This is a genomic window from Polynucleobacter sp. MG-27-Goln-C1, assembly GCF_018881905.1.
In the GTDB taxonomy this organism is placed as follows: Bacteria; Pseudomonadota; Gammaproteobacteria; order Burkholderiales; family Burkholderiaceae; genus Polynucleobacter.
In genome coordinates this window covers 218,663-237,715 of record NZ_JACVPM010000002.1, presented here as the reverse complement: position 1 = coordinate 237,715, position 19,053 = coordinate 218,663, and the positions used below count along the sequence as shown (strand labels likewise).

The 19,053-nt window shown below is 46.0% G+C and carries 16 protein-coding genes; 11 read left to right on the top strand and 5 right to left on the bottom strand.

The window, feature by feature from the left end:
- Positions 1-4: 4 nt before the first annotated feature.
- Complete coding sequence (locus ICN14_RS05190; RefSeq protein ID WP_216225424.1) at positions 5-928, bottom strand: branched-chain amino acid transaminase; 924 nt, start codon at positions 926-928, stop codon at positions 5-7.
- A gap of 211 nt (positions 929-1,139) precedes the next feature.
- On the opposite strand from ICN14_RS05190, the gene ICN14_RS05185 reads away from it, so the two are divergent.
- The 7 genes from ICN14_RS05185 (at position 1,140) to ICN14_RS05155 (ending at position 8,678) form a co-directional block, all read left to right on the top strand.
- Positions 1,140-2,351: a phosphoglycerate kinase gene (locus ICN14_RS05185; protein WP_216225423.1), complete on the top strand. Its 1,212-nt coding sequence runs from the start codon at positions 1,140-1,142 to the stop codon at positions 2,349-2,351.
- A 2-nt stretch (positions 2,352-2,353) separates the two neighbouring features.
- Positions 2,354-3,790 carry a pyruvate kinase gene (gene pyk / locus ICN14_RS05180; protein WP_216225422.1) on the top strand — a complete coding sequence of 479 codons (1,437 nt, stop codon included), beginning with the start codon at positions 2,354-2,356 and terminating at the stop codon, positions 3,788-3,790.
- Positions 3,791-3,848: 58 nt separating this feature from the next.
- Positions 3,849-4,913, top strand: a complete 1,065-nt coding sequence (fba, locus tag ICN14_RS05175) for a class II fructose-bisphosphate aldolase (RefSeq protein ID WP_216225421.1) — start codon at positions 3,849-3,851, stop codon at positions 4,911-4,913.
- A gap of 7 nt (positions 4,914-4,920) precedes the next feature.
- Complete coding sequence (locus tag ICN14_RS05170; protein WP_216225420.1) at positions 4,921-5,817, top strand: phosphoribosylaminoimidazolesuccinocarboxamide synthase; 897 nt, start codon at positions 4,921-4,923, stop codon at positions 5,815-5,817.
- An 81-nt stretch (positions 5,818-5,898) separates the two neighbouring features.
- On the top strand, positions 5,899-6,393 hold the full coding sequence (gene purE, locus ICN14_RS05165) for a 5-(carboxyamino)imidazole ribonucleotide mutase (protein ID WP_216225419.1): 495 nt from the start codon (positions 5,899-5,901) through the stop codon (positions 6,391-6,393).
- Between the two features lie 3 nt (positions 6,394-6,396).
- Positions 6,397-7,581, top strand: coding sequence for a 5-(carboxyamino)imidazole ribonucleotide synthase (locus ICN14_RS05160; RefSeq protein WP_216225417.1), 1,185 nt, complete (start codon positions 6,397-6,399; stop codon positions 7,579-7,581).
- A 2-nt stretch (positions 7,582-7,583) separates the two neighbouring features.
- Positions 7,584-8,678, top strand: a complete 1,095-nt coding sequence (locus tag ICN14_RS05155; protein ID WP_216225416.1) for an L-threonylcarbamoyladenylate synthase — start codon at positions 7,584-7,586, stop codon at positions 8,676-8,678.
- On the opposite strand, the gene dacB is transcribed toward ICN14_RS05155, so the two are convergent.
- The 4 genes from dacB to ICN14_RS05135 are packed head-to-tail and all read right to left on the bottom strand — an operon-like array spanning position 8,624 to position 14,107.
- On the bottom strand, positions 8,624-10,171 hold the full coding sequence (dacB, locus tag ICN14_RS05150; RefSeq protein WP_216225415.1) for a D-alanyl-D-alanine carboxypeptidase/D-alanyl-D-alanine-endopeptidase: 1,548 nt from the start codon (positions 10,169-10,171) through the stop codon (positions 8,624-8,626). The two genes, ICN14_RS05155 and dacB, sit on opposite strands and share 55 nt — an antisense overlap.
- 48 nt (positions 10,172-10,219) lie before the next feature.
- On the bottom strand, positions 10,220-12,649 hold the full coding sequence (locus tag ICN14_RS05145) for a response regulator (RefSeq protein WP_216225414.1): 2,430 nt from the start codon (positions 12,647-12,649) through the stop codon (positions 10,220-10,222).
- 7 nt (positions 12,650-12,656) lie between these two features.
- Entirely contained in the window at positions 12,657-13,280 is a 624-nt protein-coding gene (locus tag ICN14_RS05140; RefSeq protein WP_046330786.1) for a response regulator transcription factor, read from the bottom strand.
- Complete coding sequence (locus ICN14_RS05135) at positions 13,280-14,107, bottom strand: diguanylate phosphodiesterase (protein ID WP_216225413.1); 828 nt, start codon at positions 14,105-14,107, stop codon at positions 13,280-13,282. Before ICN14_RS05135 ends, ICN14_RS05140 begins: the two co-directional genes overlap by 1 nt.
- Positions 14,108-14,537: 430 nt before the next feature.
- Here ICN14_RS05135 and ICN14_RS05130 point away from each other — a divergent pair, with 430 nt between their 5' ends.
- The 4 genes from ICN14_RS05130 to groL all read left to right on the top strand — a co-directional run bounded on the left by ICN14_RS05130 (position 14,538) and on the right by groL (position 18,899).
- Positions 14,538-15,494 carry an ATP-binding protein gene (locus ICN14_RS05130; protein ID WP_216225412.1) on the top strand — a complete coding sequence of 319 codons (957 nt, stop codon included), beginning with the start codon at positions 14,538-14,540 and terminating at the stop codon, positions 15,492-15,494.
- Between the two features lie 67 nt (positions 15,495-15,561).
- A protein-coding gene (locus ICN14_RS05125) for an IS3 family transposase (protein ID WP_173959624.1) occupies positions 15,562-16,703 on the top strand; the annotation gives its coding sequence in 2 pieces (ribosomal slippage) (positions 15,562-15,829 and positions 15,829-16,703; 1,143 coding nt in all).
- Between the two features lie 226 nt (positions 16,704-16,929).
- Entirely contained in the window at positions 16,930-17,220 is a 291-nt protein-coding gene (locus ICN14_RS05120; protein WP_216225410.1) for a co-chaperone GroES, read from the top strand.
- 26 nt (positions 17,221-17,246) lie between these two features.
- On the top strand, positions 17,247-18,899 hold the full coding sequence (gene groL, locus ICN14_RS05115) for a chaperonin GroEL (RefSeq protein ID WP_216225408.1): 1,653 nt from the start codon (positions 17,247-17,249) through the stop codon (positions 18,897-18,899).
- Positions 18,900-19,053 lie beyond the last annotated feature (154 nt).

Here is a 19,053-nt window from a genome sequence, read left to right as displayed (position 1 = left end):
CCTATTACTTAACGTAAGTTAACCAAGATTTGTATTTATCGCTTCTGCCGTAGACCGCATCAAAGTAGGTCTTCTGGATTTTTTCGGTAATCGGACCACGCTTACCGTCACCAATAGTGCGATCATCCAATTCACGAATTGGTGTTACTTCTGCGGCAGTGCCGGTAAAGAAAGCTTCATCGGCTGAATACACTTCATCACGAGTAATACGCTTCTCACGTAACTCATAGCCAAGGTCTTTGGCAATTTGCATGATGGAGTTACGGGTAATGCCGTCTAAACAAGAAGCCAGATCAGGCGTGTAAATAATGCCGTTATTGACGATAAAAATATTCTCGCCAGATCCTTCGGAGACATAACCTTCTGTGTCTAGCAACAGGGCTTCATCGTAGCCATTGGCTGTAACTTCTTGGTTGGCCAAAATGGAGTTGATGTAGTAACCAGAGGCCTTGGCGCGCACCAGTGAGGAGTTCACAAAGTGGCGGGTAAATGAGGAGGTTTTAACGCGGATGCCCTTGTTAAGGCCGTCTTCACCCAAATAAGCACCCCATTCCCAGGCAGCGATTGCCGTGTGGATACTGTTGCCTTTTGGTGAGATACCCAGCTTTTGGGAGCCAATAAAGATAATCGGGCGGATATAGCAAGCTTCCAGCTTATTGCTATTAACTACCTCAATAATGCCGCTACTGATCTGTTCAGGAGTCCAAGGCATATTCATCTGGAAAATCTTGGTTCCGTTGAATAAGCGCTTAACGTGCTCTGGAAGGCGGAAAATGGCGGTGCCTTGGGGGGTTTTGTAGGCGCGAATGCCTTCAAATACACCCATTCCGTAGTGGAGACTGTGGGTTAGCACATGAACATTGGCCTCACGCCAGGGAACGAGCTTCCCATCGGACCAAATAAAGCCATCGCGGTCGGACATCGACATTTTCTCTACCTTTTAAATATGTAATAAATAGGGTGATTCAATCCGGTAAAACAGGGTGCCAAGCTGCTAGGGAGCCCCTAGGCCTGGAATACGTCTCAGCCTTTATTGTAGAGCAGGGAGCGTAGCGGGGTAGTCCAATTCCTTTGGGGTCTCAAGCCCAGACGATTTAGAATGGAGCATTCCCGATAAACCACTAAATTTGCCTATTCTCATGCCGGAAACTCTCTTTAAAGTAAAACGACTAAGTGAACTAGCTGAAGCAGGTCTTCTCAAGGGAAAACGGGTTTTAATCCGTGCCGACCTTAATGTTCCTCAGGATGATGTGGGCAATATCACGGAAGACACTCGGATTAGAGCTTCTATGCCAGCGGTACAGATGTGTTTGGATGCTGGTGCGGCAGTCATGGTCACCTCCCACTTAGGTCGTCCAACGGAGGGTGAATTTAAGCCTGAAGATAGTTTGGCTCCGGTAGCCGATCGAATTGCTACGCTCTTAAATCGCAAAGTCCCTTTAATTAGTGATTGGGTGGATGGTGGTTTTGAGGTTAATCCAGGCGAGTTGGTATTGCTGGAGAACTGTCGCCTGAATGTGGGTGAGAAAAAGAATAATGATGAGTTGGCAAAGAAGATTGCCGCTTTGTGTGACGTCTATGTTAATGATGCTTTTGGTACGGCCCATCGTGCTGAGGCTACTACCCATGGCGTAGCAAAATTTGCGCCGATTGCTTGTGCTGGCCCCTTAATGGCTGCGGAGTTAGATGCATTGAGTCGCGCTCTAGCAAGTCCGAAGCGCCCATTGGTGGCGATTGTGGCAGGCTCAAAAGTTTCTTCCAAGCTCACCATCCTTAAAGCTTTGGCTGATAAGGTTGATGAGCTGATTGTTGGCGGCGGTATTGCAAACACTTTTATGTTGGCCAAAGGTTTGCCAATCGGTAAGTCGCTAGCAGAGCCAGACTTGGTTGATGAGGCGCGCGAAATCATGGAGATCATGGAAAAGCGCGGCGCGCATGTTCCTATTCCTGAGGATGTCGTGGTTGCGAATGAACTCTCTCCATTGGCACGTGCGAACCGCGTACCTTCAGACCAGGTGGCAGAAGATGACATGATTCTAGATATTGGCCCTAAGACTGCTGCGCGTTTGTCGATCATGTTGGCGCATGCCGGTACGATTGTTTGGAATGGCCCCTTAGGTGTTTTTGAGATTGATCAGTTTGGTGGTGGCACCAAAATGTTAGCAGCAGCAATCGCCCATTCACCAGCGTTTTCGATTGCGGGGGGCGGTGATACCTTAGCTGCAATTGCAAAGTACGGCATTGAAAATCAAGTGGATTACATCTCTACTGGCGGTGGTGCTTTCTTGGAATTTTTGGAAGGTAAGACCTTGCCAGCCTTTGCAGTATTGGCTGAAAGAGCGAAAGACTAAATATGTTGAGAGCAACAAAGATCATTGCCACATTAGGGCCTGCATCAGAAAAGCCTGAAGTTTTGCGCGAGATGATTCGTGCAGGTGTGGATGTTGTGAGAATGAACTTTTCTCATGGCACTGTTGCTGACCACAAAGCGCGTCACGATTTAGTACGTAGCATTTCTGCGGAAGTTGGTAAAGAGGTCGGCATTATGGCCGATCTACAAGGTCCAAAAATTCGCGTTGGTAAATTTGTTGATAGCAAAATTCTTTTAAAAGAGGGTGCGCAATTTATTCTGGATGTTGCTTGCGAGTTGGGTAATCAAGAGCGCGTAGGCTTGGATTACAAAGAACTGCCACAAGATGTCAAGCCTGGCGATCGCCTCTTATTAAATGATGGCTTAGTTGTATTACGCGTAGAGAGCGTAAAAGGCGGAGAAATCTTTACCTTGGTAGAGCAGGGTGGCCCACTCTCAAACAACAAAGGTATTAACCGTGCAGGTGGAGGCTTGACCGCTCCAGCCCTGACAGAAAAAGATATTGCTGATTTGGATGCAGCGATCGCTATGGGTGTGGATTTTCTGGCGATCAGCTTTCCAAAAGATGGTGCAGATATGGCCTATGCCCGCAAGCTAGCAGATGCTGCGAGTGCAAAGCATGGTGTTGGTAAAGTTCGCACGATTGCAAAAGTTGAACGTGCTGAAGCGATTGAGCCTGATGCGCTTAATAGCATCATCGCGGAGAGCGATGGCATTATGGTTGCGCGCGGCGACTTGGCGATTGAGGTTGGTAACGCAGCTGTCCCTGCTTTACAAAAGCGCATGATCAAATTAGCGCTTGAGGCTGATAAATTTACGATCACTGCAACGCAAATGATGGAGTCCATGATTAATGCTCCAGTGCCTACGCGTGCTGAGGTGAGCGACGTGGCTAATGCGGTTCTGGATGGCACAGATGCAGTCATGCTATCTGCAGAGTCTGCTGCTGGTATGTACCCAGTACAAACGATCAAGGCGATGGCTGAGATTTGCGTTGAGGCAGAAAAGTCAGATCGCGTAAAACTAGATACGGATTTCTTAGATCAAACCTTCTCACGCATTGATCAAACGATTGCTTTGGGCGCGCTCTTTACGGCTCACCACCTCAATGCTAATGCGATTGCCGCTTTGACGGATTCAGGCTCTACTGCAGTTTGGATGAGTCGTCACAATATCCATTTACCTATCTTTGCCTTAACTTCAAAAATTGCAACTCAGCGTGCCTTGAGTACTTATCGCAATGTATTTCCTATCGGCTTGGATTACACCAAGCAACGCGATACTGCTTTGCAAGAAGTGGAAGACTGTCTCAAGAAGTTAGGAGCAGTGAAGAAGGGTGATGTAGTAGTTCTGACTTCTGGTGAGCCTATGGGGGAGCCTGGCGGCACGAACTCACTCAAGATTATTCAGGTGAAGTAATTCGCTTTTTAAAATAGCTATTCAAATTATTTATTAACATTTCAATTAAGAGACCATCATGGCTTTAGTATCTTTACGACAACTCTTGGATCACGCTGCTGAAAATGGCTATGGCTTGCCAGCGTTTAACGTTAACAATTTAGAGCAAGTAACTGCAATCATGGAGGCTGCTCATGAAGCAGATTCTCCAGTGATCATGCAAGCTTCTGCTGGTGCTCGTAAATATGCTGGCGAATCATTCTTACGTCATTTGATTTCCGCTGCAGTTGAGGCTTACCCACATATTCCAGTTGTGATGCATCAAGACCATGGCCAAAGCCCAGCAGTCTGTATGGCCGCCATTAAGAGTGGCTTTACTAGCGTAATGATGGATGGCTCTTTAGAGGCTGACGGTAAGACTGTTGCCAGTTATGAATACAACGTCGATGTATCCAGAGAAGTGGTGAAGTTCTCTCACTCTATTGGGGTTACGGTTGAGGCTGAGTTAGGTGTTCTCGGTTCACTAGAGACAATGCAGGGCGACAAAGAAGATGGTCATGGTGCCGACGGTAAGATGACACGCGAGCAATTGTTGACCGACGTTGAGCAAGCTGCTGACTTTGTAAAAGCTACTCAGTGTGATGCTTTGGCGATTGCTATTGGTACTAGCCATGGCGCCTATAAATTTACCAAGAAGCCTACTGGCGATATCTTGGCAATCGAGCGCATTAAAGAAATTCACACACGCATTCCGAATACGCATTTAGTCATGCATGGTTCTTCTAGCGTTCCCCAAGAATTGCTTGCTGAGATTCGTGAATTCGGTGGCGATATGAAAGAAACTTACGGCGTGCCTGTTGAAGAAATTCAAGAGGGTATTAAAAATGGTGTTCGTAAGATCAATATTGATACCGATATTCGTTTGGCGATGACGGGCGCGATCCGCCGCTACATGTTCGAAAATCCAAGCAAGTTTGATCCACGTGATTACCTCAAGCCTGCGCGTGAAGCAGCTAAGAAAGTATGTATTGCGCGCTTCAACGCTTTTGGTAGCTCAGGTCAAGCATCCAAAATTAAGCCAATTCCCCTGGAAAAAATGGCTGAGCTGTATAAGAGTGGCAAATTAGCCCAGATCGTTAAGTGAGATAAATATGCCAGCCTTGTACGCCACTTCTATTAAGTCTTTGCCTTTGCTCTCCAAGGGAAAAGTGCGTGATGTATACGCGCTAGGTGATGACAAACTACTCATGATCACCACCGACCGCTTGTCTGCCTTTGATGTAGTTATGGGTCAGCCAATTCCCGAGAAGGGTATTGTTCTTAATCAGATGGCTAATTTTTGGTTTGATAAGTTGGCTAAAGTGATTCCAAATCACTTAACTGGCATTGATCCTGAAAGCGTTGTACCTGCTGATGAGGTAGACCAGGTCAAAGGCCGTGCGGTAGTGGCTAAAAGACTGAAGCCAATTTTGGTTGAAGCAGTAGTGCGTGGTTACTTAGCTGGTAGTGGCTGGAAAGATTACAAAGAAACCGGAAAGGTTTGCGGGATTGCATTACCAGCAGGCTTGGAAAATGCCCAGAAATTACCTGAGCCTATTTTTACTCCTGCCGCAAAAGCAGAAGTCGGTGAGCATGATGAAAATATCTCTTTTGATAAAGTGATCGAGATGATTGGTGAGAAGTTGGCCAATCAGATTCGTGAAGTCAGTATCCGTTTGTACAAAGAAGCTTCTGAATATGCTGCGACTCGCGGGATCATCATTGCTGATACCAAGTTTGAATTTGGCTTGGATGATGCTGGCCAACTGGTATTGATGGATGAAATCCTCACTGCCGACTCATCTCGCTTTTGGCCTGCTGAAACCTACTATGTGGGCGCCAATCCCCCTTCCTATGACAAGCAATTTGTTCGTGACTGGCTAGAAACAGCCATGGTCGATGGCAAGCTTTGGCCAAAAACAGCCCCAGCACCTGCTTTGCCGGCGGATGTTATTGATAAAACGGCAGAAAAGTACCGCGAAGCCCTCGCTCGCTTAACTAAGGCCTAATTTCCTTGGGGCCCTAAAAAGGCTGGGATAATGAGGCCTTAGACAGATTAACGATGTAGATCAGGGCATTTGGAGAGGTAAATGAGCAAAAAGCCAGTAGTCGGAATAGTAATGGGATCCAATTCAGATTGGGACACCATGCAGCATGCCGCTCAAATGCTGGAGCAATTTGGTATTGCTCATGAGGCTAAAGTGGTTTCTGCTCATCGCATGCCAGACGATATGTTTGCGTATGCAGAAAATGCTTCTAAGAATGGTCTAAAGGCCATTATTGCCGGTGCTGGTGGTGCTGCACACTTACCCGGCATGTTGGCATCTAAAACAATTGTGCCTATCTATGGCGTTCCAGTTGCCAGCAAATATTTACGTGGTGAAGACTCGCTGTATTCCATCGTACAGATGCCTAAGGGCATTCCAGTGGCGACATTTGCTATTGGTGAAGCAGGTGCTGCAAATGCAGCTTTGCATGTGGTTGCCAATTTGGCAGTCAATGATCCTGCTTTGGCAAAACAGCTAGAAGAGTTCCGTGCGAAGCAGTCCGATACTGCGCGCTCCATGAATTTGCCGGGATATTAAAAGATGGCAGATCGTTTGGAGCCCATTTTGCCGGGCTCGTATTTAGGAATTTTGGGTGGTGGTCAATTGGGGCGGATGTTTACACAGGCTGCTCAAGCGATGGGATACAAGGTCTGCGTTCTTGATCCTGGATCGGATAGTCCTGCCGGCTCCATTGCAGAAAAATTCATTCAAGCCGATTACACCGACTCCGCCGCATTAAAAGAGATGGCGGCGCTATGCAAATCGGTCAGCACTGAATTTGAAAATGTCCCTGCGCAAGCATTGGATGAACTCGAGTCTTTAGGTGTTTTTGTTGCGCCTCGCAGTAGTTGCGTATCTTTAGCTCAAAACCGCGTTGCTGAGAAAAAGTTTTTAGCGACCTGGAAAGCAGAAACCAATATTGGTCCCGCACCTTACTGCGTCATTGAGCATGATGCGGATATTGAGCATGTTCCTGCAGATCTATTTCCTGGCATTCTGAAAACAGCTCGTATGGGTTACGACGGCAAAGGTCAAATTACTGTTTATGACTCTGCCAATCTAGTTGCTGCTTGGGCTGAATTAGGTAAGGTACCTTGCGTTCTTGAAAAGCGGATGGATTTGGATTTCGAAGTATCCGCATTGGTAGTGCGAGGATATGACGATGCAGTAGTAGCCTATCCAGTTTCTCAAAATATTCATCGCGATGGTATCTTGCACACTTCTACTGTGCCAGCTCCATCACTTAAGCCAGAGCAAGAGAAAAAGATTATTGGGGCAGCTAAAGCGCTCATTCGGAAGATTGATTACGTTGGTGTTTTATGCGTGGAGTTCTTTGTACTCAAGAGCGGTGACATCGTTGCAAATGAAATTGCACCACGTCCACATAACTCAGGCCACTACACCATGGATGCTTGTGTGAGTAGCCAGTTTGAGCAGCAAGTCAGAAGTATGGCTCGTTTGCCCTTAGGTGATACCCGCTTGCTAGCACCGGTCTCTATGCTCAATCTCTTAGGAGATCTTTGGTACGAAGGTAGCGAAGATAAGACAAGAGAGCCTGCTTGGGATAAGGTGCTTTCTCACCCTGATGCCAAGTTACACCTGTATGGCAAATCCGATCCACGCATGGGTCGTAAGATGGGTCACATCAATTGTTTGGGTGAATCACTCAACCAAGCACGTCAAAATTGTGCAGCTGTCGCTGTTGAATTAGGGATCGAGCCCTAGAAATGTCCAGCGATAGTAGCGCACTGCATTCATCTGCGGTAATTAATGAAGCGGTACAAAATTTGCGAGATGGTGGCTTAGTTGCCTTTCCGACTGAGACCGTTTATGGCTTAGGGGCAGATGCGAAGAACCCAGATGCAATCAAGCAAATTTTTACTGCTAAGGGCAGGCCAACCAATCATCCGCTAATTGTTCACTTAGCAGCTCCCGATAAGTTTGATCAGGCGCAAGTCGACTGGGTTCCGGTTCTAGCACCTTGGGTAAGAGACTTATCAGAGGATGCATTAAAATTTATCAATGCTTTTTGGCCAGGTCCACTGACCTTAGTCTTTAAAAAAGATAAGAGCGTTTTAAATGAACTTACCGGTGGTCAGGATACGGTAGCAATTCGCGCGCCTGCCCATCCAATTGCACAAGAGTTACTCCGTAAATTTAAAGGCGGTGTAGTTGCCCCTTCTGCCAATCGATTCGGTAAAGTATCTCCAACCAGTGCTGCTGATGTCCGTAGCGAATTTGAAGGCATGTTAGACCTTATGATTTTGGATGGTGGTGATTGCGAAGTCGGTATTGAATCAACCATCATTGATTTATCTTCAGGCGATCAACCAGTCTTATTGCGCCCAGGACTCATCACTCCGGGAGAGATTTTTTCCAAGACAGGTATCAAAGTGTATTTACCTGGCGAGCTCAACTCAACCAAGCAAGATGACGGCCTGCCAAGAGTCTCTGGTAGTCTGCGCGCTCATTACGCTCCGACAACTCCATTAAGAATGTATGCGCCAGGCAGAGTCTTGGATGCACTCAGCGAGTTCCCTGATATCAAGTCACGGGTGGCGGTTGCGGTTTGGGATTCAGATTCCGCATTGGGTGAGGATGGGCATCCATCAGTGCATTTTGAGGAAGTGATTGTGCCTAGTGATAGCACTTCATTTGCAAGTCGTCTGTATCGATCTTTACGGGATTTAGATCAGCAGGGTTGGGATTTGATTTTATTTCCGGAGCCACCAGTAGGCGAGGAGTGGGACGGCGTTAGGGACCGACTTCAGCGCGCGTGTTTTGGTTCTGGGCCATCATCAAGTAGCCACGCCAATAGCTGATCATGCGCCTCTAAACCTCTCCAAGCATTGGGATGGTTTATGAATGAGGTCACTGCGTACATCTTTCCTGATTTACTCATCACATAGCCTGATATGGCGCGGACATCAGCAAGTGAGCCTGTCTTGATTCGCGCTTCAGGCTTTTTCTTTAAATGTAAAAATTTGCGTAAATGTGCCATAAGGCGATTACGCATCGTGCCATCCGTACCTGCAATCGGCAGACTGTTATAAAAAGCATCTGCTACAGATAAGTTACGAGCAGCAACCAATAATTGAGTCATATGCTCCGCTGAGATTGCTTCGTTGCGTGAAAGGCCAGAGCCATTCTCAATCACGAGTTCTGGGAACTGAAGACCTAATCCCTTTAGCCAACTCTGAATTACTAATTCTCCATTTTCAGTCGTAGCTGGTTTACCCATCTTCTCCAGTGCTAATGTCAGCATGAGCTGTCTGGCCATGACGTTATTCGAATACTTATTAATATCTTGTACGTCATCAGCCAAAGCAATACCTTCAAACTGCAGTAGTAGTCTTGATGCCAGTGGAACAGTGCCAGACTTTCCGGTGGGTGCTTGAGTCCAAGCGCCACCAGCTAGCTCCCAGGCTGCAGCAAAACCTTGAGTGAGGAATGTATTGGCATCCAAAGCAACGACGTTGTAGTTCACTCCCTTGCAAGCATTCGGAAAGCTGCCAGAGAACTGTGCGGTCAGAAGTTGGTTAGTAGTGGCTCCATTACCTTCAGGATCGAGGTTAAAGCGAATATTGCTTTTCCAGTTATCACAAGATTGATCAACGAGTTGCATTTGGTTGATCACTTTGAGTTGGGATAGTGGCGGCGTGTAGCTAATATCAATAAAGTCTGCAGTACGCGATTTACCGAGTTGAAACGAAAGTGTTCTAAAAGCGTAAAGCAGGGGATCTGGTGGCACGTTATACGCGCGCAGAGACTCGCCGTCGATGGTGTTGTGCTCCATGACATTAGGAGCATAGGCACTTCTATCAAAGATTAGATTGCCATCAATTTTCTGAATGCCCAGATTTTGTAGGGCCTTCATCATTTTGGCGAATTCTTCGGGGACTAGCTTTGGATCGCCGGTACCTTGCAAATACAGATTGCCTTTGAGGGTGCCCTGACGAATAAGCCCATCGGTATAGATATTCGTGCGCCAGCGATATTGAGGCCCCAATACATCCAAACCAGTGAGGGTGGTGACCAGCTTCATAGTAGAAGCAGGGTTCATTGCTTGTTTAGAGCGCCAATCTACTTCATTTTTTGCCGTCACTTTTCCTTGTCGACCTGGTTCAATTTCCACCACTGAGATGCTGATAGCCTCTTTGGGAATCTGACTCTTTTCAAGACTTGCGGAGACAGCCTTAGGGATGTACTGCAAAGCAGTCTCTTGGGAGGCTAGGTCGGCAGCATAGGCTTGGCTTGTCAGTAGTAAGCAAGCCAATAGACTAAATGCAGGAGACAGGAAATATTGGGTACGCATTCCCCATAGGATAAACCTTAGGGCTCCTTGCCCTATGACTGCCCTAAATTACCGCTGCTGCCTTTTCCTGTAAGCCTCAATAATTTGGTTTTGTTCTTCAAGAAGGATGATGAATCGTTCAATGCGCTCTGAGAGTGGCCCGGCAACCTCAAGTGATTCACAGGCATGGATAAATGCATTAGCCTGCAATAGCTGTGCCCCACCCTTGACTTTATGAACCAGACTTTGAAATTGCTCCTCATCAATTGGGGTTTGATTATTGTCGGAGGCTAATTGATCCAGGGTATCTAGATGCACCTTTTCAATCTCCTCCAAAATCACAATGATTTGGTGGGGATTGTCTTTGATGAGACTAGAAAAAGCATCAAACGAATAAACCTCATCAGTGTTGATGCGGTCTTGACTAGATTCAAAGTAGCGCATGAGTTCATTCTCAAGGGCGCTTAAGCTGAGTGGTTTGATGAGTACACCATTCATGCCGGATGATAAAAATTGATGGCGCGAGTCTAGTGCATAAATGTCTGCTGTGACGCCAATGATGATCAATTCACGGTTGCCTAGGGATCGGATTTGTTTTGCTAATTCAGAACCTTGCATGCCAGGCATGGATTGATCTGTGAGCATGAGATCAAAATGATGATCTTTCAATAATTCCAGTGCAACGGTGGCATTCTCACAAACGCAAGTATTGATGCCGAGCGCTTCTAATTGCAGGGACAGTATTTGGCGGCTCGCTGGATGATCTTCAACTACTAAGGCATGAATACTCCAATTTTTTCGGCCCGGGCTTTTTGAGACCAAGCTCTTGGATGATGGTCCAAACGAGTCAAAGCCAGCAGCCTGTGGGGCGGCAACACTGGTTCTTGGAAAGGCTACTGCAAAATGGACATTGCTTCCAAAGCCTGGAGCACTCTCAAAGTAGAGATGGCTGTTCATAGAGTTCACCAGATGATTGGTGATGGTCAGTCCAAGGCCTGTACCTCTCTCTTGCTCCGATAAATATGACTCTTGAGTGGCAGGCAGTTGCTCAAAGGCCTGCAGAGCCAATTTAATTTGCTCGCTGCCCATGCCTACCCCGGTATCAATCACTCTGAACTCAAGTAGTTGGCCCGCATGATCATCAGCAAGTACGGTAATAGAAAAGTACACCTCACCCTCAGCGGTAAATTTAATTGCATTGCTGAGTAAATTCTGAAGAATTTGGCGCAGGCGTAGAGAATCAACCATGAGGACTTCAGCGATTCTGGGATCAATCGAAGTGTGGAGTATTAGCCCCTGTTTCTTGGCTACCGTTGAAAACGCCGCATGAATATCCATAATTAATTGATGTGGATTGCAAGGTTCTAGATTGAGAGTGAGCTTGCCAGCTTCAATCTTAGAAATATCCAATACTTGATTGAGCATGCCCAAAAGAGATTCAGCCGACGCTTGAGCACTCTTCAATAGTGACTTATCTTTTTTGGGAAACTGCGCACTGCCGAGGAGAAGTTCTTGCACTCCGAGAATGGCATTCATCGGCGTACGAATTTCGTGGCTCATGGTTGCCAGAAAAGCAGACTTAGCTGCATTTGCTTTTTCAGCCAACTCCTTAGAGCGCAGTAATTCAACGGTAGCTTGCTTCTGATGAAAATATTTTCTTTGGAGTTGGTAAAACATCGCCCCACCAACAATGAAGAATAGTAGGGCGCCTAGCCAGGGCAGCATGGTTGATCTTGGCCCCGATTCGCTTCCTAATGAAAAGAGTTGGCGTGATGCAATCGGGTCTAAGTCATCGAGAAAGTGACTCAATACGTCATGTAAGGGAGCATCTTGATCAGATATTAACCAGCGATATGCGAAGGGATCCCGGTTGTATAGGCCATCTACTTTTAAATCAGAATTTCGGGTTTCTTGTATTAGTTGACGCGCTAAGCGAATGGGCATAACTATAGCCTCGATATCGCTTTGAATGAGTGATTGAATTAAGTCTTTAGGAGACAGTATTTCTTTGTTTTGACTGCGGCCATCAATACCAGAGGGTGCGTGCTCAAAGCCTCGATCAAAGTAGGCGACCTTTAGATTGGGCGCTTCTAGCTTGTTTGATGTTTTAGTGACAACGGCATCATGTCCCCAGAAGATCGCTTCTGATAGGGAGCCGAATTGCAATACGTGATCATCAATGCTTGGTGGATCAATGATGAAATCTACCTCGCCTTTGCTGAGCTGCTTCAAACCTTCCGGGTCTGATTTTCTCCATACCGGCACATATTGCTGTCGAGTACATTCTTCAATTTTTGACAATAGCGCTTTAAATGGCCCTGCACTTTCACGCTGATTGGATTCGGCAAGATAAGGTGCATATTTTTCGTGAATACTAAATCGTACGATTGGATGGGCATCGATCCATAATTGCTCTGCTGTACTAAAAGGCCCGGCATGCACTAGACCTCCATAGATACAGCAGAGAGAAAATACTTTTTTCAAGATGAATCGATGCATACCGACTTTAGCTTTCGATGATGTTGTTCATGCGGCAGAACAAGATTAAGTCAGCAATATTGTTAATGCCTAGTTTGTCAAAGACTCTGGTCTTGTAGGTTGCCACCGTCTTATTACTAATGTGCAGTAAGTCCGATATCTGCTGGTTGGTATTACCTTTGCCGAGATACTTCATGACCTGTAGCTCGCGATCAGATATCAATGCCAACTTATCGTTATCGCTTAAGGAGGTATTGCCGTTCTTCCCATGTGTAAAGAAGGTATATCCCTGTGAGATAGCAACGCATGCAGCCAAAATAACATCAGCCCCAGCTGTCTTATTGACAAAGCCATGCGCACCTAGGGATCGCACTCTTCCTCCATAGACTGCTTCATCTAGGCTAGATAACACCAAAATGCGAACTTCTGGATGCATCAAGCCAATCCGGCGGATGACATCAAAGCCGTCCGTCTTGGGCATATCTAAATCCAGAATCACCATATTCGGATTAACTTCTTTGATTGAGCGTAGACACTCCTCACCATGCTGAGCCTGTCCCGCTATCTCAAAAAGCAATTGATCCTGCAACATACTTTTTAATGCCATCAGCATAGCTGGATGGTCATCTACCAACATCACGCGTTTTCTCATTACTTGTCTCCGTTTAGGTTTTTATGAGGGTGCAGCGAAAAAATGGCCTTAGCGATACGGCTATCGCTGATGTGTAGCATTTGATGTCGGCTTACTGGCGGCATCATCAGTCCGCCATAGCTGTGGTGTGCTCCGATTGCCATGACATTTTCTAAATCCTTCACCAGTGTGATGTTGCTGGCATAGATTTCAGAATGAAATTTCTGGCCAAGAGAAATCATTTCGCTTGGTAAGCCATCGGCTCGAAATTGCCCCATCTCAATATGAATTCCTTCTGGTTCCATTTGTTCAATCCATTGAATTTGTGAGTTGGTCCCACAAAAATCGATAGCATGAATTAAGACCCCAAGGCGGCGCATGCGCAATAAGCCTTCCATGCACGAATCCATGGAGTCAGCCTCATTAAGTTTGTGCACTCCCAAGCTCACGAGGCCGACAGGGAGTCTCGAGTTCAGAATCAGGTCGCTTAAAGCATCTATGAAGTTGCTGGATGCCAAGTGTTGCGCTGGCATGGGCAGGATGCCTGGAATGAAGCGACCGCTACGGTACCAATACGTAACAGCGTCCAAACCCTCCATGAATAGTCTGAGGATCTGGGTGTCGGAAGCAGTCAGTAATGGTCTAAATAAAGAGCTCGTCAGCTTAGTTCCTTGGCTATTAAAGATGGGTTCGTTACTAATCGCTTGTCGCTGGGACCAGGATTGGTGTTCTTCGAGCGCTTCGCCGCTAAGACCAAGCCAAGGCTGGCCGCAGGCATCGCGCACTTCTTGGAAGGGTTTGTTCTTCCAAGCCTTTACAAGCGTGTACAGCCGGGATTTCGGGCTCATCAGCATTCTCCAATCATTGAATAGCCAGTCTAGGCAGGACGGATTGGAGCGGTAAGGGCTTAAGGCTTATTTATGTGTAGGAATCTACCTACTTGCCTGCTATCGTTCGCAATTTAAGTTGGTACTGTAGATTCTATTAAATTCAATGACTTAGGAAGAGTACCGAAATGCTAATTTGGAGGCTTTTCGCAGTCTAACTTGGGAGTTTGTTGATTTTCTGAAGCTTAAATTGAGATTTTGCCGTGCGACCTCAAAAATTGAATCCTTAATTCATATTTTTTTGAATAGTTGGGCGTATATACAGCTAATAAATTGAAAGAATGCTGCACCATAAGTGCACTGGAACCGCCCTATATTGATATAGACTGGGAACGGCGTTCCAGTTATAGTTTTGACCATAAAACCCACATAAGTCAGACCTAATATATATATGTTTTTAAAAAAAATATCCTATCAAGAGAGGGCTCTTGGTCCGGCAGGATCTCAAACATGGCAGATTGATGATCTGGAGTTGGGTCAAATTAATTTGATTGTTGGAAAGAATTCAAGCGGAAAATCTCGTTTAGTTAATCTAATCGGCAACCTATCCCAATTGGTTTCCGGAAAGCTGCTTCCAAGATATAACAGCGGTTCTTGGGTGGTGGAGTTCGAGAGAATGAAGGGCGAAGCAAAAGAATTGCAGCTCTATGAGCTAGAGGTCAAAGATCAACTAATTGTTCGTGAGCAATTCAGAGTTGGGAAAACTCAAATAATGAGTAGGGCCAGGGATGGTAGTGGCTTTGTATTAAATAGGAAGAACACTGAAAAAGTTAAATACAAGGTTCCCGAAGATCAATTAATGGCCGTTGTAAGAAGAGATGAAATTCAACATCCATATTTTGACCAACTATTTAAATGGGGATCTAGTTTATGCGTATATAGATTTGGGTCAGATTTTGGAAGGAATAACGTTACGGCTTATGAGAATCCCTATGTAACTACCGATAGATTCTCTATGAGTAATTTCTCAGATAATCCAGCACATGTTTTTAAAAAAACTCTAGAACGATTTGGTGATGAATATAGGCAATTGATCTTGTCTGACTTATCGGCTGTCGGCTATAACTGCAGCGATATTGTTTTGACTGTTATTCCTACTGGAATTGTTATTGGGCTGCCACCTACTCAGTTAGCAGTAAAAGAAGTGGAGCTTAATTGTTTTACCACTCAAGGTGAAATGTCTCAGGGCATGTTTCGTGTTCTTGCATTAGCAATTCAAATTAACGCAAATATTTTGTGGGCACAATCACTCATGTTGGGGAGATCTTTAAAGCCAGGTGACTGCCCAATGATTGTAATTGATGATATTGGTGAAGGGCTTGATTTCACAAGATCTAAGGTGAACTGACTTGATTTTTAGTACCACTCCAGAAGAGAGGATTTTTGATAATCTTCACCTTAAAGGAGTGCTAAATATGGCAAAAGGCCAACGTCTTAAACCCGAGCAAATCGTCACCTTATTGCGTCAAATCGATGTCCTGACAACGAACGGCAAAACCCTAGCCCAGGCCTGTAAAGAAGTGGGAACGGTAGAGCAAAGCTACTATCGTTGGCGCAAGATTTATGGCGGCATGAAGGTCGATCAAGCTCGTAAGTACAAAGATCTAGAACTGGAAAATACCCGACTCAAGAAGCTCGTAGCGGACTTATCGCTACGAGAAGTCATGCTTAAGGAAGTCATTAAGGGAAACTTCTAAGCCCTACTAGGCGTAAAAATGCAGCGCAGCTGCTCATGGACCAGCATTCTATCTCTGAGCGGACTGCCTGCAGTTTAGTGGGGCTATCTAGAGCAGCGTATCGCTATATGCCATTGCCTAGAGATGACGAAGAGCCCCTTAGAGCCGAAGTCATCCGCATGGCCAGCACCTATGGCCGTTACGGTTATAGATTTATTGCGGGCATGATGCGTAACGCTGGTTGGGGGCAAGCGACTACCGCCAAGGTTGCTCGCATCTGGCGGCAAGAAGGCCTAAAGATCCCACAAAAGCAACCTCCTAGAGGCAGACTCTGGTTTAACGATGGCAGCTGTATGAGGTTGCGAGCTACTCATACCAATCATGTTTGGAGTTATGACTTTGTCTTTATCAGGGACGCTTATGGTGGCAAGATCCGGATGCTGACCATGATTGATGAGTTCAGTAGAAAGTGTTTAACGATCCACTGCGCTAGACGAATTGGCTCAATCCAAGTGATTGAACAACTGGCCAACGCCATGATTACTCACGGCATCCCCGAGCACATCCGAAGTGATAATGGCCCAGAATTTATTGCTAAAGAGCTGCGTAGTTGGTTATCTGGCATTGGAGTAAAGACAGCCTACATTGAACCGGGCAGCCCTTGGGAGAATGGCTTTTGTGAAAGCTTTAACGGCACCTTTAGAGACAATCTTTTGGATGGGGAGATCTTCTATAGCTTAAAAGAAGCCCAGATCATCGTGGGGGAGTGGGTTAAGCATTACAACCATGTCAGGCCGCATAGCGCTTTAGGTTACAGACCACCAGCACCCCAAACCCAAGTACCCCAAATAATACAAAATCAACCCATGTTGCTGCAATGATTTACTATAGAAAAACTCTCTTTGGTAGTGGACCTAAATTGACAGCAGTTCAAATTTGCCCTTGAAATCCCTGGAATCAGACCTATATAATCAGCACTCCCTACACGCGAGTGCTAAAACAGGCTTATTCAGCTGAAAAGCTTGTTGCCTTCGTGTTAAGAGATTGCAACACATTGATTTATATTAGTTTTTTAATTAGTTAACACTTACTAACATAGGAGAAGGAATGAATCTGCGTCCTTTACATGATCGCGTTATCGTTAAACGTTTAGATCAAGAATCAAAAACTGCCTCTGGAATCATCATTCCGGATGCTGCTGCTGAAAAGCCAGATCAAGGCGAAGTATTAGCAGTTGGCCCAGGCAAGCGTGATGACAGCGGCAAGTTGAATGCACCGGACGTCAAAGTTGGCGATCGCGTGTTATTTGGCAAATATGCAGGTCAAACAGTAAAAGTCGGCGCTGACGAGTTACTCGTAATGCGTGAAGACGACATCATGGCTGTTGTACAGAAGTAATTAGTACTTAAGAGAGGAATTCAATCATGGCAGCAAAAGACGTCGTATTTGGAGATAACGCCCGTACCAAGATGGTAGAAGGCGTAAATATTCTTGCGAACGCAGTAAAAACAACTTTGGGACCAAAAGGTCGCAATGTGGTTATCGAGCGTTCATTTGGCGGCCCAACCATCACTAAGGATGGTGTATCCGTAGCAAAAGAAATCGAACTCAAAGACAAGCTCCAGAACATGGGTGCTCAGATGGTGAAGGAAGTTGCTTCCAAAACCAATGACATCGCTGGTGACGGTACAACTACAGCTACTGTGTTGGCTCAGTCTATCGTTCGCGAAGGCATGAAATATGTAGTTTCAGGTCACAACCCAATGGACTTGAAGCGCGGCATTGATAAAGCGGTTGCAGCGGCAATCGAAGAACTCAAGAAAATCAGCAAGCCTTGCACAACTACTAAAGAAATCGCTCAAGTTGGCTCTATTTCAGCTAACAGCGACTACAGCATTGGTCAGCGTATCGCTGAAGCCATGGAAAAAGTAGGCAAAGAAGGTGTGATTACTGTTGAAGATGGCAAGTCATTGGAAGATGAGCTTGAAGTGGTTGAGGGTATGCAGTTTGACCGCGGCTACCTTTCCCCATACTTCATCAATCAGCCTGAAAAGCAAGTTGCCATACTGGAAACACCATATGTTCTCTTGTTTGACAAGAAGGTTAGCAACATCCGTGATTTGCTCCCAGTACTCGAGCAAGTAGCGAAGTCTGGCCGTCCATTGTTGATCATTGCAGAAGATGTTGAAGGCGAAGCCTTGGCAACTTTAGTTGTAAATAACATTCGCGGGATCATTAAAACTTGTGCTGTTAAGGCTCCAGGTTTTGGTGATCGTCGTAAAGCGATGTTGGAAGACATCGCGATTTTGACTGGCGGTACTGTGATCGCTGAAGAAATCGGCCTGACACTCGAGAAAACAACTCTTGAGCACTTGGGTCAAGCGAAGCGTATCGAAGTGGGCAAAGAAAACACCATCATTATTGACGGTGCTGGCGATGCTAAAGCAATCGAAGCGCGCGTGAAGAATGTTCGCGTTCAGATCGAAGAAGCTACTAGTGACTACGACAAAGAGAAATTGCAAGAGCGCGTTGCCAAGTTGGCAGGCGGTGTTGCAGTGATTCGTGTTGGCGCTGCTACTGAAGTTGAAATGAAAGAAAAGAAAGACCGCGTAGATGATGCATTGCACGCAACTCGTGCAGCGGTTGAAGAAGGTATTGTTCCTGGCGGTGGCGTAGCTTTGTTACGCGCGATGCAAGGTATCAAGGGCTTGAAAGGCGATAACGCTGACCAAGACGCTGGTATCAACATCGTATTGCGCGCTATGGAAGAGCCAATTCGTATCATCGTTTCTAACGCAGGCGATGAAGCCAGCGTAGTTGTTAATGCAGTGTTGGCCAGCAAGGGCAACAACGGTTACAACGCAGCAACTGGTGAATACGGCGACCTCGTAGCTCAAGGCGTGATCGATCCAACTAAGGTAACAAAAACAGCATTGGTTAATGCGGCTTCTGTTGCAGCCTTATTGTTGACTACTGATTGCGCAATCTGCGAAGCACCAAAGGATGATTCCGCTGGTGGTGGCATGCCTGATATGGGCGGCATGGGTGGTATGGGTGGAATGGGCGGCATGATGTAATAGCCGTATATTTCCTCAGCTATCAAGCTGTAGAAACTAAAACGCCTGGTTCAAAAGACCGGGCGTTTTTTATTGGTGCTAGAGGGTGCATCAATATCATGCGGACTGCACCAAAGGGGTGATCTGATCGTAAATCTTTCTAGTCTCCAAGAAC